Origin of the sequence: Pseudomonas sessilinigenes, from assembly GCF_003850565.1 — a bacterium.
GTDB lineage: Bacteria > Pseudomonadota > Gammaproteobacteria > Pseudomonadales > Pseudomonadaceae > Aquipseudomonas > Aquipseudomonas sessilinigenes.
This window is the reverse complement of record NZ_CP027706.1, coordinates 5,667,239-5,681,714: the sequence shown is the minus strand read 5'-3', so window position 1 is coordinate 5,681,714 and position 14,476 is coordinate 5,667,239. Positions and strand designations below refer to the sequence as shown.

Here is a 14,476-nt window from a genome sequence, read left to right as displayed (position 1 = left end):
CTTGGCGTTCTCCTGAAGTACGTTGTTGGTTGAGTGAGCGAGCGCCTGGCGAGTTATTGACCAAGCGTTCGGTTACTGAAACTAAACAAACATTCGGTAATCGTCAAATTGAGGCGGGCCCGCTTATACCCTAGAATCACTGGCCGTGATCCCGCCCAGGAATGAGCCATGCGCCCCCCGAAGATTTCCCGTGACGAACTGCTCCAGCGCTGCGCCAGCACCTTCAAGCGCCTGGGGTATCACGGCACCACCATGGACACCCTGGCCGCCGCCTGTGGCCTGACCAAGGCCTCGTTCTATCACCATTACCCGAACAAGGAATCGCTGCTGCGCGACGTGCTGGAGCAGACCCACCAGGTCATCGCCGGGAGCTTGTTCGCCGTGGCTTGCGACGAGCAGCTCACCCCGGGCCAGCGCCTGGAAAAGATCGGACGCAAGTCCATGAAGCTGTTCCAGGATGGGGCCATCGGTTGCCTGATGGGGGTGATCGCGGTGGATGCGACCTACGGCAAGAGCGAGCTGATGCAGCCGATCCGGGCCTTTCTCGATGACTGGGCCAAGGCCCTGGCCCAGCTGTTCGCTACCCGGTACGAGCCGGAGCAGGCGCTGGCCATGGGAAGGCAGTTGGTGGCGGACTACGAGGGGGCGATCCTGCTGGCGCGCATCTATGGCGAACCGGCCTATATCGAGCAGGTGACCCGGCGGGCCCTGGCGAGCCTCGACGAGGGCCTGTAGGCGCGAAGCATGCTCGCGATGGAGGTTAACGGTAGTGCGTATCGACTGGATAAACGCAGCGCCCTGAAGTCCATCGCGGGCAAGCCTCGCTCCTGCAAATGCCTTAATCGATCAACATTGGGCTACTGCCCAGGCTTTCCTCGGGAACCGTGACGATCATGCAGCCGATGGCTCCGGCATGTTGGTAGATCGTGGTGGTGTCATGGGTCCTGGCATATTCAACCAGCGCGCGCTTGCCCTCGTCGCTGTAGCCCAGGCCTACCACCCAACGGGCCTCCACGGTTTGCTTGGTGTACTTTTTCAGCTTCAGGATGTCCTTCTCAATTTCTTCGAGCAGTTTCTTGCCAGCGTTGGTGGCGCTCTCGACCTTCAACTCGATGGCGTATTCATCGACGCCCTGGCGCGCCAGTACATCCAGGCGCAGTTTCTCGTTCGGTGGCGGGTAGGGCACTTCCCGGGCGGCACTCATATGGGGCTGGCGCAACAGCAGGATCAGGAACTCCACCTGGAACCATATTTCCCAGGCGGCTCCGGTGGCAATGGCCGACTCGATGCGGGCGTGGTCGTTGAGGATCAACTGGCTCAATTGGCTACTTTTCATGGGGCGTCACTCTTTGCTGGGTAGATGCACAGAGGAACGGGGTGCAGCAGGAGTTGTGAAGGCCTGGCGGCGTGACAGGGGCCGGTTGGCAAATTCCGCGGACGGTACCCGACAAGCGATTTCCAGCAAACGAGGAGTGCATGAGCATGCTTGTACCGATAGACCCCTGGCGAACCGACTTGATCCAGGTGCTGGATGAGGCGTCGTTGCTCATGGCCCAGGCTTACCAGCGGCTGGGCGACCGGGTGCCGCCGGAGCATGCGCTGGCCCAGGCGGGGCTGGAGCACGGACGGGAGATCGTCCTTGACTACCTGGAACATAACGAGGCCGGCCTGGCTTTCGAGCATCTGCGGTACATGATCGAGGAGCCGCCCCTGGTCTTGTCCGAGTCGGCCCAGTGCGCGTTGTTGCGCATTGCCCGGTACCTGGGGCAGGCACCTGCCTGAGCGCCACCCTTCAGTCCGCCGGCCGGGCATGCACCTGGCCGAGGTTGGCGGCGCCCAGGCAGTAGAACAGCCCGCCGCTGACGACGAACAGGCCCAGCATCCAGAAAATTGCCTGGGGCGCTTGGCTGGCCAGGACCAGGCCGCAGAGCATCGGCCCCAGGGCACCACCGAGGTTGGACAGGTTCTGTGCGCCGTAGTACAGCCCGCGCAGGTGCTCGGGGGCGATGCAGTCGATGAACATGTACTCGGCAGGGAAGACGATGATCTCGCCCAGGGTGAACACGGCCATGGCCAGCACCCACAGCGCCAGGTTGCTGGCCAGGGCGAAGCCGGCGATGCCCAGCAGGAACAGGCCCAGGCCCGTGGCCAGCCACAGGTTCAGGTGTTGGCGCAGGATGCGCCGGCCAATGGCGTACTGCAGGCTGATCACCAGCAGCGCATTGGTCGCCACCAGGGTGCTGATGGTGGTGTAGGCAACCTCGGCCGATGTGGTGACCACCAGGTATTGCGACAGATAGGCCGAGAACTGGCCGAAGACCACGGCGCTGAGCAGGCCGCCCAGGGTGAAGCAGACCAGGCGGTAGTCCGCCAGCAATTGCTTGCCCAGGGCCAGGAAGGACAGCGGGGGCTGGGCGGGTTCGGTGATGACTGGCGTTCGCTCGCCCCGGGCGAGGTACAGGCAGAAGAACCCCCCACCCAAGGCGGCGGACAGCACGAAGGGCAGGCTGATATCCAGCTTGGCCAGCCCGGCGCCAAGGAACGGGCCGATCGCGTAACCGATGTTGGTCAGGGTGTACTTGATGGAAAACCCCGTGCTGCGCTGGTTTTCCGGGAGCAGGCGGGCCAGGCCGGCCTTGATGGCGATATCGAACACCGCGTAGGCCAGGTTGATCGCCAGCAGGCACAGGTAGAACGACCAGAGGCTGCGGGCGGCGAAGCTACCGACGAAGCCCAGGGTGAACACCGCGCAGCAGCACAGGACCAACCGATGGTTGGCCATCCGGTCCACCAGGAAACCGCCGTAGAGGCTCAACACCGATCCGATGATCAGGCTGCTGCCCAGTACCAGGCCGATTTCGGCGACATCCAGTTGGAAGCTGCCTGCCAGGTAGATCACCAGGTAGGGCAGGGTCACCGCCCGGGCCAGGGTCAGCACCAGGGTGCCGGCCAACAACAGGTTGAGGGCCGCCGGATAGTGTTTCAGGGTGCGCAGCATCTGTGCCTCTTGCAGTGATACCGATGGGATGGCGATCAGCTTACTAGGGAATCTGGTTCTGTTTTATGATGCTTTTTACCAACTGATGTGAACTAGATTCATTAATAGACAGGGTGCCGCATGTTTTCCTCCGAACGCTTGAAGGGTATCGACGTGTTTGTCTGCGTGGCCGACTGTGGCAGCTTCAAGGCGGCCGGCGAGCGCCTGAACCTCACGGCGTCGGCCATCAGCAAGGCCATCGCCCGTTTGGAGGCGCGGCTGCAGGCGCGATTGTTCCGCCGTACCACCCGCAGCCTGGCCCTGACCGATGCCGGCCTGGCGTTCTACCGAACTTGCAGTGGCGTGCTGGCCGACCTGGAAGAGGCCGAGCTCGAGTTGCAAGCGCAACGGCATGAGCTGCGCGGCAAGCTGCGCATCGACCTGCCGGGGGCATTCGGCCGGGCCCGGGTCCTGGGGCCGATCCTCGAATTTGCCCGGGAGCACCCGCAGTTGCAGCCCCATGTGACCTTCTCCGAGCATCTGGCCAATCCCATCGAGGCCGGGGTCGATATCGCCGTGCGCTTGGGTGGCCCCGACCTGTGGCCGGCGGAACTGGGGCATCGGCACCTGGGAACCGAGCAGTACCTGTTCTGTGCCACCCCGGGCTACCTGGCGCAGCGCGGCGAGCCGCAGGTCATCGCCGATCTGGAGCGGCACCAGTGCATCGCCTATGGCTGGGCGGACGGGCGCGTGCACCCCTGGAGCTTCGCCACCGACGAGCCGGGGCAGATCGAGCGCCGGTCGGTTACGGCCAGTTGCGTGGTGGGTGCGGGGGAGGGCTTGCTGATGGCGGTGCTGGGCGGCTATGGCATCGCCCACCTGCCGTCGTGGCTGGTCAAGCGCCAACTGCAGGATGGCAGCCTGGTGGAAGTCTTGCCGCATTTGGCGACCCGGGGGCAGACGATCAACCTGCTATGGATGAAGAGCCGGCAGGGATTGCCCAAGGTCAACGCGATGCTGGAGTTCCTGGCGCGAAGCCTGGAGGAATGAACAATGATGAAGGAACAACGAGGAAGGAACAACGAGGAAGAAAAATGGCAGGGGCGGCTGGATTCGAACCAACGCATGGCAGGATCAAAACCTGCTGCCTTACCGCTTGGCGACGCCCCTGTAGCTGTTGCGACGTTACTTGCTTGAAGTGCCGGTCCGGGGAGGACCGCTGCAAGAACGGGCGCAAATTTAACAACTCGCCGGCGGTTTGGGAAGCCCCCAGCGCAAAAAAAATCGGTTTGAAAACAGCTGCTTAGTCTTGCCCGGGAGTTTTTTCCTCGATTGACACTCAACCGACGAGGTAGGCGTCCTGGGTGTCCTGCAGCGGCCGGGCGTGCTCCAGGGCCCGGCGAATGGCAATGAGCTCCGCACCCGCGAGCACTCGCCGACCCCATTCGTAAGTATTCCCGCCAGGGCCCAGATGCACCGATAACAACCCGCTGACCTGGTCACCGATGATCTCCAGGATCATTTCCATCATGCCTTCGCTGCCGTTGGCGGCGCTCAGGCAAGTCAATCCGCCGACGTCGGCGCGCCCGCACCAGAGGGCTTCATCCCAACTCAGGCAAGCGTCCTGCGGCCTGCCGATGCCGGGCAGGCTCCAGGCCTGCTGGTCCAGCGGCTGGGCCTTGAGGGCCGCCAGCAGTGGGGTGCAGGCCAGGACCTGCAAGGCAAAGCGCTGCCTGCCCCGATGCAGGTCATGCATTGGCTGGGCGGGTGGCTGCTGCGGCCCGCTGACCCTGACCTGCAGCAAGTGGCTGTGGACGAGTTCCGAAGGTTGTTCGCTCCAGCCGTTGATGTCGCTCACGGGTGGGTGCCAGATCAACTGCAGGGTCTCACCGACCAGCAGCCGATCCTGCGGCTCGAAGAACGCCGAGATGCCCTGGCCTACTTGCGGCAGCAGGTCGCGCAGGCTCAGCGTCGCAGCGCCATAGTCGATGCCCAGGTCCGGGGACCAGAACAACGGGGAGCAGGTTTTCAGCGGGGCGGGCATGGACGACTCGATCCTGGGCAGGTAGGGAATGGTTTGGCAGCGCGGGTGACTCAATCGGCTACACCAACTGGCTCAATGCGACCGTGACAGTGTCCGGCGGCGCACTAGTATAGGGAACCTTACGCAAGACCTATAAGAACAGCAGAGGAACACACGCATGCGACGCTGGAATGGCTGGGGAGATGCATCCACGGTGGTCGAATTGCCGGCCGAGGGCGCGGGCTTTCTCGCCGAGCGACTGGGACCGGGCTACAGGTTGCCGGAGGCCTCCCTGGAGCAGGCGTTGGCCCGGGTGCCCGTGTCGCGGCTGGCGGCTCATCCGCTGTACAGCATCGATCCCCAGGAGCGCCTGTTGCACGCCCGTGGACAAAGCCTGCCGGACTGGCTGGCGCTGCGCGAGGGTGAGCTGGGGGCTTACCCGGATGCGGTGGCGTTTCCTGAAACCGCCGCCCAGATCCGCCAGTTGCTGGCATTGGCCGAAGAACATGACTGGTGCCTGATTCCTTATGGGGGCGGCACCTCGGTAGCCGGTCATATCAACCCTGTTTGGTCCGAGCGCCCGACACTGACGGTGTCCCTGGCACGCATGAGCCGTCTGCTGGACCTGGACGAAGACAGCCTGCTGGCCACCTTCGGCCCCGGCGCCAGTGGCCCCCAGGTGGAAAGCCAGCTGCGCGCCCGGGGCTACACCCTGGGACATTTCCCGCAGTCCTGGGAGCTATCGACCCTCGGCGGCTGGGTGGCCAGCCGTTCCAGCGGCCAGCAATCGTTGCGCTACGGGCGCATCGAGCAATTGTTCGCCGGCGGGACCCTGGAGACCTTCGCCGGGCCAATGCCCATCGCCACGTTCCCGGCCTCCGCCGCGGGGCCTGACCTGCGTGAAGTGGTACTGGGCAGCGAAGGGCGCTTCGGGATCATTTCCGAGGTTCGGGTGCGGGTCAGCCGCTTGCCGCAGCATGAGCGCTTCTATGGGGTATTCCTGCCGGACTGGCCCCAGGCCTTGCAGGCTGTGCGGGCCTTGGCCCAGGCCCGGGTGCCGTTGTCGATGCTGCGCCTGTCCAACGCGGTGGAGACCGAGACCCAACTGGCCCTGGCCGGCCACCCGACGCAGATCGCCTGGCTGGAAAAGTACCTGGCGCTGCGTGGTGCGGGCCAGGGCAAGTGCCTGTTGACCTTCGGCGTGACCGGCAACCGCCGGCAGAACGCCTTGTCCCTGCGCCAGGCGCGCCAGCACTTGAAGGCCTTCGGCGGAGTGTTCACCGGCACCATGCTGGGCAAGAAGTGGGCGCAGAACCGCTTTCGTTTTCCCTACCTGCGCGAAAGCCTGTGGAATGCCGGCTATCTGGTGGACACCCTGGAAACAGCCACGGACTGGAGCAATGTCGATGCGCTTTTGCAGCGCATCGAAAACAGCCTGCGCGATGGCCTGGCCGCCGAAGGCGAGCAAGTGCATGTGTTCACCCACCTGTCCCATGTCTATGGCGAAGGCTCGAGCATCTACACCACCTACGTGTTCCGTCCTGACCGCCAGTATCCGGCAACCCTGGCCCGTTGGCAGGCGCTCAAGCATGCCGCCAGCCGGACCATCGTCGAGCACCAGGGCACCATCAGCCACCAGCATGGGGTGGGCAAGGATCATGCACCCTACCTGCCACGGGAAAAGGGCGCGCTGGCCATTGAGACCCTGCAGGCCCTGAGCCGCCATTTCGACCCGGCCGGACGCTTGAACCCCGGCACCCTGCTGGAGCAGTAAGGCTATGAGCCAGGACTGGAACGGCCAATGGCGGCAACAGGCGCTGCCGAGCCTGGCGGCGCAGAGCTGGGATTTGATCGTGATCGGCGGCGGTATCAGCGGCGCCGGGATCCTGCGTGAGGCGGCCCGGCGTGGTTGGCGCTGCCTGTTGCTGGAACAGCGGGATTTCGCCTGGGGAACCTCCAGCCGGTCTTCGAAGATGGTCCATGGCGGCTTGCGCTACATCGCCAAGGGCCAGTGGCGCCTGACCCGGGACTCGGTGCGCGAGCGCCAGCGCTTGTTGCAGGAGGCTCCCGGGCTAGTGGACCCCATGAGCTTCCTGATGCCCCATTACCGGGGCCAGTTTCCCGGGCCGCGGGTGTTCGGCAGCCTGCTGAGCCTGTATGACGCCCTGGCCGGACGGCGCAACCACAGGTTCCACGATGCCGGGCAGTTGCAGTTCCTGGCGCCTGGGGTCAAGGAGCCGGGCCTCTTGGGCGGCACCTGTTTTCTCGACGCCTTGACCGATGATGCGCGGCTGGTGATGCGGGTATTGGCCGAGGCCCGGGCCGATGGAGCCCAGGCGTTCAACGGCCTGCGCGTGACCCGCTTGTTGCGTGATAACGGGCGGGTGTGTGGGGTCGAGGTGGATGACAGCGAAGGCGGCGCGCCCTGCCAGCTGCGCAGCGAGAGTCTGGCGGTGGCCACCGGGGCCTGGGCCGAGCGTTTGCGTCCGGCGGATGCGGGGCGTCAACTGCGACCGTTGCGTGGCAGCCACTTGTTGCTGCCGGGTTGGCGGCTGCCAGTGGCCCATGCCTTCAGTTTCATGCATGCCGAGGATCGCCGGCCAGTGTTCGTCTTCCCCTGGGAAGGCGCTACCGTGGTCGGTACCACCGACCTGGACCATCGCGAAGATCTGGACCTGAGCGCCAGCATCAGCCAGCAGGAGCTGCATTACTTGCTGGCGGCCTGCGCCCAGCAGTTTCCCGAGGCGCGGATCGTTGCCAGCGACGTGCTTTCGACCTGGGCCGGGGTGCGCCCGGTGGTGGCCGCTGGCGGTGCGGACTCCGAGGACAAGCCCTCCAACGAAACCCGCGAGCATGTGCTGTGGCAGGAGCCGGGATGCGTGACCCTGGCCGGCGGCAAGCTCACCACCTTCCGGCCCCAGGCCATCGAGGTCTTGGCTGCCTGCGGGGCGATGATCGGACGCAGTGTCAGCGACGACGGCGCGCCGGTGTTCGCTCCGGTCCCGACCGTGGAGATTCCCGGCCTCAGCGGCGCCCAGCAGCGGCGCCTGGCCGGGCGCCATGGTCGCGACCTGCCGCGGCTGGCCCAACTGGTGGAGCAGTTGGGTCACGAGTGCGTCGGCGCCAGCGACACCCTGTGGGCCGAGCTGGCCTTTGCCGCCGAGACGGAAATGGTCCTGCACCTGGACGACCTGCTGCTGCGCCGCACGCGCCTGGGCCTGCTGCTGGCCGAGGGCGGCGCCAGCTACCTGCCAGCCATCCGCAACCTGTGCCAGGGGCGCCTGGGCTGGAGCGACGCCCATTGGCAAGCCGAAGAACAGCGCTACCGGACCTTGTGGCAACGCCACCACAGCTTGCCCAGCACTGATGCCTAACCAAGAGAGCCCCATGGATAATCACAACAACAAGCGGGACTACCTGCTGGCTATCGATAACGGAACCCAGAGCGTACGCGCGCTGCTGTTCGACCTTCAGGGCAACCTGATCGGCAAGGGCAAGGTGGAACTGGAGGCCTACTACTCGACCCAGCCCGGCTGGGCCGAACAGGACCCGGACTACTACTGGGCCAAGCTCGGCGAAGCCTGCCAGATCCTCTGGCAGCAGACCGGCATCGACCGTTCGCAGATCCGCGGGGTGTCCCTGACCACCCAGCGCGGCACCCTGATCAACGTCGATGCCCAGGGGCGGGCGCTGCGCCCGGCGATCCTCTGGCTGGACCAGCGCCAGGCCGAGATCGAGGGCAAGCTCAAGGGCCCCTGGAGCTGGTTGTTCAAGTTGATTGGCGCCGAGGCCACGGTGGATTACTTCCGCGCCCAGGCCGAAGCCAACTGGGTGGCGCAGAAGCAGCCGGAGATCTGGGCCGCCACCGACAAGTTCCTGCTGTTGTCGGGGTTTCTCACCCATCGCCTGACCGGCCATTTCGTCGATTCGGTGGGGTGCTGCGTGGCCTACCTGCCGTTCGACTACAAGCGCCTGCGCTGGGCCGCCCCCAGCGATTGGAAATGGCAGGCCCTGGCGGTACGCCGCGAGCAACTGCCGACCCTGCACAAGCCCGGCGAAACCCTGGGTCGGATCACTGCCGAGGCCAGTCGCCACACCGGTATTCCCGAGGGCCTGCCGTTGATCGCCGCGGGTGCCGACAAGGCCTGCGAGGTGCTGGGCTCCGGGGTCCAGGATTCCACCACGGCCTGCGTCTCCTACGGCACCACGGCCACCATCACCACCACCCGCTCGCGTTACCTGGAGGTGGTGCCACTGATTCCGCCGTATCCGGCAGCGGTGCCGGACCACTACAACTGCGAGGTGATGATCTTCCGTGGCTATTGGATGGTCAGCTGGTTCAAGCAGCAGTTCGGCCTGCGCGAGGTGCAGCAGGCGGCGCAGCAGGGGTTGGAGCCCGAGCAGTTGTTCGACGCCCTGGTCCAGGCAGTGCCCCCGGGGTCCATGGGCCTGACCCTGCAACCCTACTGGTCGCCGGGTATCCGTGAGCCGGGGATGGAGGCCAAGGGCGCGATGATCGGTTTCGGTGACGTGCACACCCGGGCGCATATCTACCGGGCGATCCTCGAGGGCCTGGCCTACGCCTTGCGCCAGGGCATGGAGCGCATGGAGAAACGCTCGAAGCTCAAGATCACCCGCCTGCGGGTGGCCGGAGGCGGTTCCCAGAGCGATGCGGCGATGCAACTGACCGCCGATATCTTCGGCCTGCCGGTGGAGCGCCCGCATGTCTACGAGGCGTCGGGGCTGGGCGCGGTGATCGCCTGCGCGGTGGGGTTGGGGCTGTACCCGGATTTTTCCACGGCCATCAGCGCCATGACCCGGGTCGGCGCGGTGTTCGAGCCCCAGCCCCAGGCCCGGCAGATGTACCAGCGGCTGTACAGCCAGGTGTACTTGCGCATGTATCGCCAGCTCAAGCCGCTGTACCAGAGCATTCGCGAGATCACCGGTTATCCGGCCTGAGATCGGCCCGGGCAGCGGCAAGCGGGGCTGGCTCCAGGGGGAGGGCGTTTGCTGCTAAGGTGGCGTCTTTCCCCTGCTGCATGATCCCTGATGCATGGCGAAGCCATCGCCGTGCCGGTCGCCCCCTGGAGTCCGAGATGCCGCTGACCTGCCTGCTGCGCTGCAATGACCTGTCCCGCACCCGTGAGCATTACCAGCGGATACTCGGCTTCGCCGTCAGTGATGGCGCGGAGTCGACGCTGTTGGTGCAGTTGCAGGACTGTCGCCTGACGTTCACCGAGCAGGACCTGTGGGGCAGCGCCCCGGGCTGTACCGGGACCCTGTATTTCGCCCTGGAGGATGTGCAGGCCTATTTCGATTCGATCAAGGATCGGGCCGATATTGCCTGGCCCCTGCAGGACATGCCCTACGGCACTCGCGAGTTCGGCATCCGCGACTGCAACGGCTACTACCTGGCGTTCATGCAGGGCCAGCCGGTTCCGGACTGATCCGGTCCGGGTAGGCGGGCGTCGAGGCTCGCCTGCCATCGCTCCATGCTCCCTCGCGCCAGGTCGCGCCCGCGTCCTGGCAAAAAAAGCCAAATCGGCCTGTGTTCTCTTCGTTCCTTCCTGCGTCGCAACCTTCATTGTCTATTGCCCACGCCGGAGTCGTACCGATGCTTTCGCCCAGAACCCTGCCCACCACTTTGTTGGGCCTGGCCCTTGCCTGTCCGGCCATGGCCGAGCCCGGGGGCCTGGAACTGGCTCCGGCGCAGGTCCTGGGACAAGGCCAGGAGGACGCCGGGCAGGGGGCTGAAGAAGCCCGAGCGCGGCTGGCCCAGGTTCCCGGCGGGAGCAACCTGGTACAGATGAGCCGGCCATTGCAGGGCCGGGTGGCCAGCAACCAGGACGTGCTGGCCTACCAGCCAGGGGTCTATGCCCAATCGGCGGGCAACGAAGGGGTGAAGATCTCGATCCGTGGCTCGGGCATCAACCGTGCCCCCGGGGCCCACGCCTCGGGGCTCTACACCATGCTCGACGGCCTGCCCCTGACCGGCCCCGGCGGTACCCCCTACGAGTTGCTGGAGCCACTGTGGGTCGACCGCGTGGAGGTGCTGCGTGGGGCCAACGGTTTCGACCGCGGCGCCCTGGCCCTGGGCGGCGCCATCGACTACATCAGCCATACCGGCTACGACGCGCCGCTGTTGCAGGTGCGCTACGTCACCGGCAGCCACGGCTACCAGCAGCGCCAGGTCAGTTCCGGGCAAGTGCTGGGGGACTTCGACTACTACGTCTCGCTGACCGATTCCAATGCCGACGGCTACCAGCGCCATACCGCCAGCGACAGCCGGGGAGTCGTGGCCAACTTCGGCTATCGCTTGAACCCGAACCTGGAAACCCGTTTCTACCTGCGCTACCGGCAGACCGACAACGACCTGGCCGGGCGGGTGACCAAGCATTCCATCGAGCATTCCCCCAGGGCGGCCAACCCGGCCTATGTGTCCCGGGACGACCGGCGCAAGCAGCCGGGCAGTACCTTCGTCGGCAACAAGACCACCTGGTACATCGATGACGATTCGAGCCTGCAGGCTGGCCTGGTCTACCACGACTACCCCATGGACCTGCGCGAAGGCCCCAACCGCCTGAAGGTGGCGTATAGCGATGTCAGCGGCACCCTCGACTACAAGCGCCGCGACACTCTCTGGGGCCTGGAGAGCCGCAGCACCCTGGGCCTGCGGGTGACCAAGCACCTGCCCAACGACGGTGCCAGCGAGTTCGTGCGTATCCCCACCGGCAATACCAGTGATTACGCACCGGGCACGCGGATGCGCAATTTCACCTACCAGGGCTCGGACAGCGTCCTGCATGTCAGCAATGACCTGGAGATCGCCGACGACCTGTGGCTGACCACCGGCCTGGCGGCCATCTACACCCGCCGCGAGAGCGCGGTGACTTACCCCGAGGGCGGCGGCAAGACCAGCCTCGGCGACTGGGACTATGCCCCGCGCCTGGGCCTGCGCTACCAGTTGAACCGCGATGTGCAGCTGTTCGGCAACCTCAGCCGTTCGGTGGAGGCGCCGCATCCCTGGTCGCTGATCTATAGCTCCAACATTCGCTTCCCGAAAGACAGCGGTGCCGCCACGGGAACCCAGCGCGACCCGATCAAGCTGCAGAACCAGACCGCCACCACCCTGGAGCTGGGTGGCCGTGGCGACAGCATCCTGGGCCAGTGGAGCCTGGCCTGGTACTACGCCCAGGTTCGCCATGAGCTGTTGTCGGTATGGCCGGATGCCAACGCCACCATGCCTTATGAACTCAACGCCAGCCCCACGGTGCACCAGGGGGTGGAGGCCAGCCTGGAGAGCGAGCTGTGGTCGCGGCCCGGAGTGGGGCGCCTGGGCCTGCGCCAGGCCTATACCTTCAGCGACTTCCACTACCGCGACGATCCACGTTTCGGCGCCAACCGCCTGCCGGGCCTGCCGATGCACTACTACCAGGGCGAGTTGCGCTACGACTGGCCGCAGGGCTTCTTTGCCGCCGTCAACACCCAGCTGGTGTCCAAGGTGGCGGTGGACTACGCCAACAGCTACTACGCCGACCCCTATGCGCTGTTCGGCGCGACCCTGGGCTACAACGCGCCGAAGAACGACTGGCAGGCCTGGGTCGACCTGCGCAACCTGACCGGCCAGCGCTATGCGGCCACCGTCACCCCGGGCTACGACGACAAGGGCCAGGATACCGCCCGTTCGACCCCGGGCGAGGGCATGGGGGTGTATGTCGGGATGTCCTGGAGCCTGCGTTAAGGCCGATGGTTGTGCCGGTCGTGACGGCGCGCGGTGTCAGTTGCGAAAGTACAGCTCGTCCAGTTGCCGCCGGCGTATCGCCAGGTACTCCTCCCAGACCTTGGGGAAATCCTCGTCCCGGGTCAGGGGGAAGGTCAGGTAGATGAACTTGCCGATCACCCGGATGTACTGGCGCTCACGCTTGAAGGTCGGTTGTTCGCAGACCGAGACGCTTTCATCGTAGCCAGGATGGTGGTGGTAGATGTTCACCCGGTGCGGGGCAAGCATGGAGCGGGCGAAGTCCAGCACCCAGCCGTGGTCCGGCCCCATGGCCAGGTAACCCTGGGTGCCGTCTTCGGAGAGGCTGATGCAGGAGCGGGCCTGGGTGCCATCCTCGTCATTGACCAGCACGATCTGGCTGTCGAAGTAGCCGATGCGCTGTTGCCCGGGGCCTTCCAAGAGCAGGCTCCAGCCTTCGGCGCCCATGCGAAATTCGCCACGGTAGGTGAACCGGGCAGTCCAACCGTTGGCCAGGGGAACATGGTGGTTGTTCATCGGTGTCCTAGGGGAAAAAGGGTCGGCAGTAGGGTACAGGGCGCCAGCGAGGTTTGACGAGGCCGGACTGTTGGTGCCGGGGCGCGCATCCATTAGCATGGCCGCCGCGCAATTTCAGGAGAACCACCATGCACGCAGGGGACCTGCAACGGATCTACGACTTGCTGGCCGGATTGCTGCGAGCGATCCAGGGTGGCGAACCCAGTACTTTGGCGCAGTACGGCATCAGCACCGCGATTTATGAGGAAGTGCTCGAGGAACTGGAGGCTGGCGCGGCTTGCCTGGCCAGTCTCGCGCTGCCCGCCTGGGAGATGGCGCTGGCGCCCGACAGGAGCGGGCGAGTGGATTTTGACTGCTACCCGACCCAGCAGCCGGGCACGCTGCGGGTGACGTGCCGGTTGTGGTCCGCAGGCCGGCCCAGTGAACTGAGCCTGACGGCCGACTATTGCCCAGGCCAGGCTGCTTCGCCGCTGCAGTTCAGGCTGCTGGAGGTGCAGTAGCCGCTGCAGGTCAACGCGGTGTTCGATAAGGCTATCTAGCTTGCCCCGAGTGCTTTACATTCGCCGCCCTGACGAATGGACGTCAGGCCAGGTGTGAGAGTTGATCGGGAGGATCAGGCCGTTATGCACAGATTTGCACACATGATCGATGACCAGTGGGTCGAGCACAGTTACCCGCCGGTCTTCGAGATTGCGCCCTTCAACGGTGGCGAGCGGGTGGTGGCCGGCGTGCCGGGGTCCGATCCGCAGGTGTTGCTCAGCCTGGCCCGTTGCCTCACCCAGCCGCTGCTGTTGCTGTTCGTGTTGCACACCAGCCGCGAAGACGTGCCGGTAGGCCGTTACATGAGCCCGATGCTGTCCCTGGCCGAGGTCGAGGATTTCATCGATGAGTTCAAGCCATTTCTATGTGGCGACAGCCGCTTCGATTTCTGGGTGCACTCGCCCGAAGACCAGGCCACGGTGGTCTGGGACCGGCACAACCTGATCTACGCCTACGGCCCGCTGGAAAGTTATGCCAGCGCTCTGTACGGCCTGGGGTTCGGCCATGGCAAAGCGCAGATTCCGGTGCCCCATATGCATTACTACCATCCGCAACTGGATGAGCTGTGCAGGCAGTTGATCGCGCGGTTCGACTGGCAACATTCGCCGCTGCAGCCTGTGGATGAGCAGTGAGGCCTTGAGCGGGCAGGAATGAGGATCGG

General features: G+C 65.3%; 14 protein-coding genes and 1 tRNA gene. 10 read left to right on the top strand and 5 right to left on the bottom strand.

What is annotated here, in order from left to right:
• The first annotated feature begins 168 nt into the window (after positions 1 to 168).
• The gene (locus C4K39_RS26085) at positions 169 to 735 is read left to right on the top strand and encodes a TetR/AcrR family transcriptional regulator (protein WP_068587139.1); all 567 of its coding nucleotides are present in this window, start codon (positions 169 to 171) and stop codon (positions 733 to 735) included.
• Between the two features lie 103 nt (positions 736 to 838).
• Here the strand turns inward: C4K39_RS26085 and C4K39_RS26080 are convergent, their stop codons facing one another.
• The gene (locus C4K39_RS26080) at positions 839 to 1,336 is read right to left on the bottom strand and encodes a hypothetical protein (RefSeq protein WP_068587138.1); all 498 of its coding nucleotides are present in this window, start codon (positions 1,334 to 1,336) and stop codon (positions 839 to 841) included.
• Positions 1,337 to 1,476: 140 nt separating this feature from the next.
• Here C4K39_RS26080 and C4K39_RS26075 point away from each other — a divergent pair, with 140 nt between their 5' ends.
• Complete coding sequence (locus C4K39_RS26075) at positions 1,477 to 1,782, top strand: MafI family immunity protein (protein WP_068587137.1); 306 nt, start codon at positions 1,477 to 1,479, stop codon at positions 1,780 to 1,782.
• A gap of 10 nt (positions 1,783 to 1,792) precedes the next feature.
• On the opposite strand, the gene C4K39_RS26070 is transcribed toward C4K39_RS26075, so the two are convergent.
• Positions 1,793 to 2,998 carry an MFS transporter gene (locus C4K39_RS26070; RefSeq protein WP_124347781.1) on the bottom strand — a complete coding sequence of 402 codons (1,206 nt, stop codon included), beginning with the start codon at positions 2,996 to 2,998 and terminating at the stop codon, positions 1,793 to 1,795.
• A 120-nt stretch (positions 2,999 to 3,118) separates the two neighbouring features.
• Between C4K39_RS26070 and C4K39_RS26065 the strand changes: the two genes are divergently transcribed.
• Positions 3,119 to 4,027: a LysR family transcriptional regulator gene (locus C4K39_RS26065; protein WP_068587133.1), complete on the top strand. Its 909-nt coding sequence runs from the start codon at positions 3,119 to 3,121 to the stop codon at positions 4,025 to 4,027.
• A 45-nt stretch (positions 4,028 to 4,072) separates the two neighbouring features.
• Here the strand turns inward: C4K39_RS26065 and C4K39_RS26060 are convergent.
• Both C4K39_RS26060 and C4K39_RS26055 read right to left on the bottom strand, forming a co-directional pair.
• Positions 4,073 to 4,147: transfer RNA gene (locus tag C4K39_RS26060), tRNA-Gln, on the bottom strand.
• Between the two features lie 169 nt (positions 4,148 to 4,316).
• Positions 4,317 to 5,021 carry a hypothetical protein gene (locus tag C4K39_RS26055; RefSeq protein ID WP_124347780.1) on the bottom strand — a complete coding sequence of 235 codons (705 nt, stop codon included), beginning with the start codon at positions 5,019 to 5,021 and terminating at the stop codon, positions 4,317 to 4,319.
• Positions 5,022 to 5,178: 157 nt separating this feature from the next.
• On the opposite strand from C4K39_RS26055, the gene C4K39_RS26050 reads away from it, so the two are divergent.
• From C4K39_RS26050 to C4K39_RS26030, 5 genes are all read left to right on the top strand, one after another.
• A complete protein-coding gene (locus tag C4K39_RS26050; RefSeq protein WP_124347779.1) occupies positions 5,179 to 6,774 on the top strand; it encodes an FAD-binding oxidoreductase in 1,596 nt (531 codons plus the stop codon).
• 4 nt (positions 6,775 to 6,778) lie between these two features.
• Complete coding sequence (locus C4K39_RS26045; protein WP_068587127.1) at positions 6,779 to 8,374, top strand: glycerol-3-phosphate dehydrogenase/oxidase; 1,596 nt, start codon at positions 6,779 to 6,781, stop codon at positions 8,372 to 8,374.
• A 13-nt stretch (positions 8,375 to 8,387) separates the two neighbouring features.
• Positions 8,388 to 9,959: an FGGY-family carbohydrate kinase gene (locus C4K39_RS26040; RefSeq protein WP_124347778.1), complete on the top strand. Its 1,572-nt coding sequence runs from the start codon at positions 8,388 to 8,390 to the stop codon at positions 9,957 to 9,959.
• Positions 9,960 to 10,096: 137 nt separating this feature from the next.
• The gene (locus C4K39_RS26035) at positions 10,097 to 10,447 is read left to right on the top strand and encodes a VOC family protein (RefSeq protein ID WP_124347777.1); all 351 of its coding nucleotides are present in this window, start codon (positions 10,097 to 10,099) and stop codon (positions 10,445 to 10,447) included.
• 167 nt (positions 10,448 to 10,614) lie between these two features.
• Positions 10,615 to 12,741: a TonB-dependent receptor family protein gene (locus C4K39_RS26030; RefSeq protein ID WP_124347776.1), complete on the top strand. Its 2,127-nt coding sequence runs from the start codon at positions 10,615 to 10,617 to the stop codon at positions 12,739 to 12,741.
• Between the two features lie 36 nt (positions 12,742 to 12,777).
• On the opposite strand, the gene C4K39_RS26025 is transcribed toward C4K39_RS26030, so the two are convergent.
• Positions 12,778 to 13,275 (bottom strand): hypothetical protein, encoded by a 498-nt coding sequence (locus C4K39_RS26025; RefSeq protein WP_068587122.1) that lies wholly within the window; start codon positions 13,273 to 13,275, stop codon positions 12,778 to 12,780.
• A gap of 128 nt (positions 13,276 to 13,403) precedes the next feature.
• Between C4K39_RS26025 and C4K39_RS26020 the strand changes: the two genes are divergently transcribed.
• Together C4K39_RS26020 and C4K39_RS26015 are read left to right on the top strand one after the other, a co-directional pair.
• The gene (locus C4K39_RS26020) at positions 13,404 to 13,775 is read left to right on the top strand and encodes a hypothetical protein (protein ID WP_124347775.1); all 372 of its coding nucleotides are present in this window, start codon (positions 13,404 to 13,406) and stop codon (positions 13,773 to 13,775) included.
• A gap of 123 nt (positions 13,776 to 13,898) precedes the next feature.
• Entirely contained in the window at positions 13,899 to 14,447 is a 549-nt protein-coding gene (locus tag C4K39_RS26015) for a hypothetical protein (protein WP_225926527.1), read from the top strand.
• Positions 14,448 to 14,476 lie beyond the last annotated feature (29 nt).

What these genes read in the sequence shown, in the direction of transcription:
- C4K39_RS26085 (WP_068587139.1), top strand. Translation starts at nt 169, where the DNA reads ATGCGCCCCCCGAAGATTTCCCGTGACGAACTGCTCCAGCGCTGCGCC.
- C4K39_RS26080 (WP_068587138.1), bottom strand. Translation starts at nt 1,336, where the DNA reads ATGAAAAGTAGCCAATTGAGCCAGTTGATCCTCAACGACCACGCCCGC.
- C4K39_RS26075 (WP_068587137.1), top strand. Translation starts at nt 1,477, where the DNA reads ATGAGCATGCTTGTACCGATAGACCCCTGGCGAACCGACTTGATCCAG.
- C4K39_RS26070 (WP_124347781.1), bottom strand. Translation starts at nt 2,998, where the DNA reads ATGCTGCGCACCCTGAAACACTATCCGGCGGCCCTCAACCTGTTGTTG.
- C4K39_RS26065 (WP_068587133.1), top strand. Translation starts at nt 3,119, where the DNA reads ATGTTTTCCTCCGAACGCTTGAAGGGTATCGACGTGTTTGTCTGCGTG.
- C4K39_RS26055 (WP_124347780.1), bottom strand. Translation starts at nt 5,021, where the DNA reads ATGCCCGCCCCGCTGAAAACCTGCTCCCCGTTGTTCTGGTCCCCGGAC.
- C4K39_RS26050 (WP_124347779.1), top strand. Translation starts at nt 5,179, where the DNA reads ATGCGACGCTGGAATGGCTGGGGAGATGCATCCACGGTGGTCGAATTG.
- C4K39_RS26045 (WP_068587127.1), top strand. Translation starts at nt 6,779, where the DNA reads ATGAGCCAGGACTGGAACGGCCAATGGCGGCAACAGGCGCTGCCGAGC.
- C4K39_RS26040 (WP_124347778.1), top strand. Translation starts at nt 8,388, where the DNA reads ATGGATAATCACAACAACAAGCGGGACTACCTGCTGGCTATCGATAAC.
- C4K39_RS26035 (WP_124347777.1), top strand. Translation starts at nt 10,097, where the DNA reads ATGCCGCTGACCTGCCTGCTGCGCTGCAATGACCTGTCCCGCACCCGT.
- C4K39_RS26030 (WP_124347776.1), top strand. Translation starts at nt 10,615, where the DNA reads ATGCTTTCGCCCAGAACCCTGCCCACCACTTTGTTGGGCCTGGCCCTT.
- C4K39_RS26025 (WP_068587122.1), bottom strand. Translation starts at nt 13,275, where the DNA reads ATGAACAACCACCATGTTCCCCTGGCCAACGGTTGGACTGCCCGGTTC.
- C4K39_RS26020 (WP_124347775.1), top strand. Translation starts at nt 13,404, where the DNA reads ATGCACGCAGGGGACCTGCAACGGATCTACGACTTGCTGGCCGGATTG.
- C4K39_RS26015 (WP_225926527.1), top strand. Translation starts at nt 13,899, where the DNA reads ATGCACAGATTTGCACACATGATCGATGACCAGTGGGTCGAGCACAGT.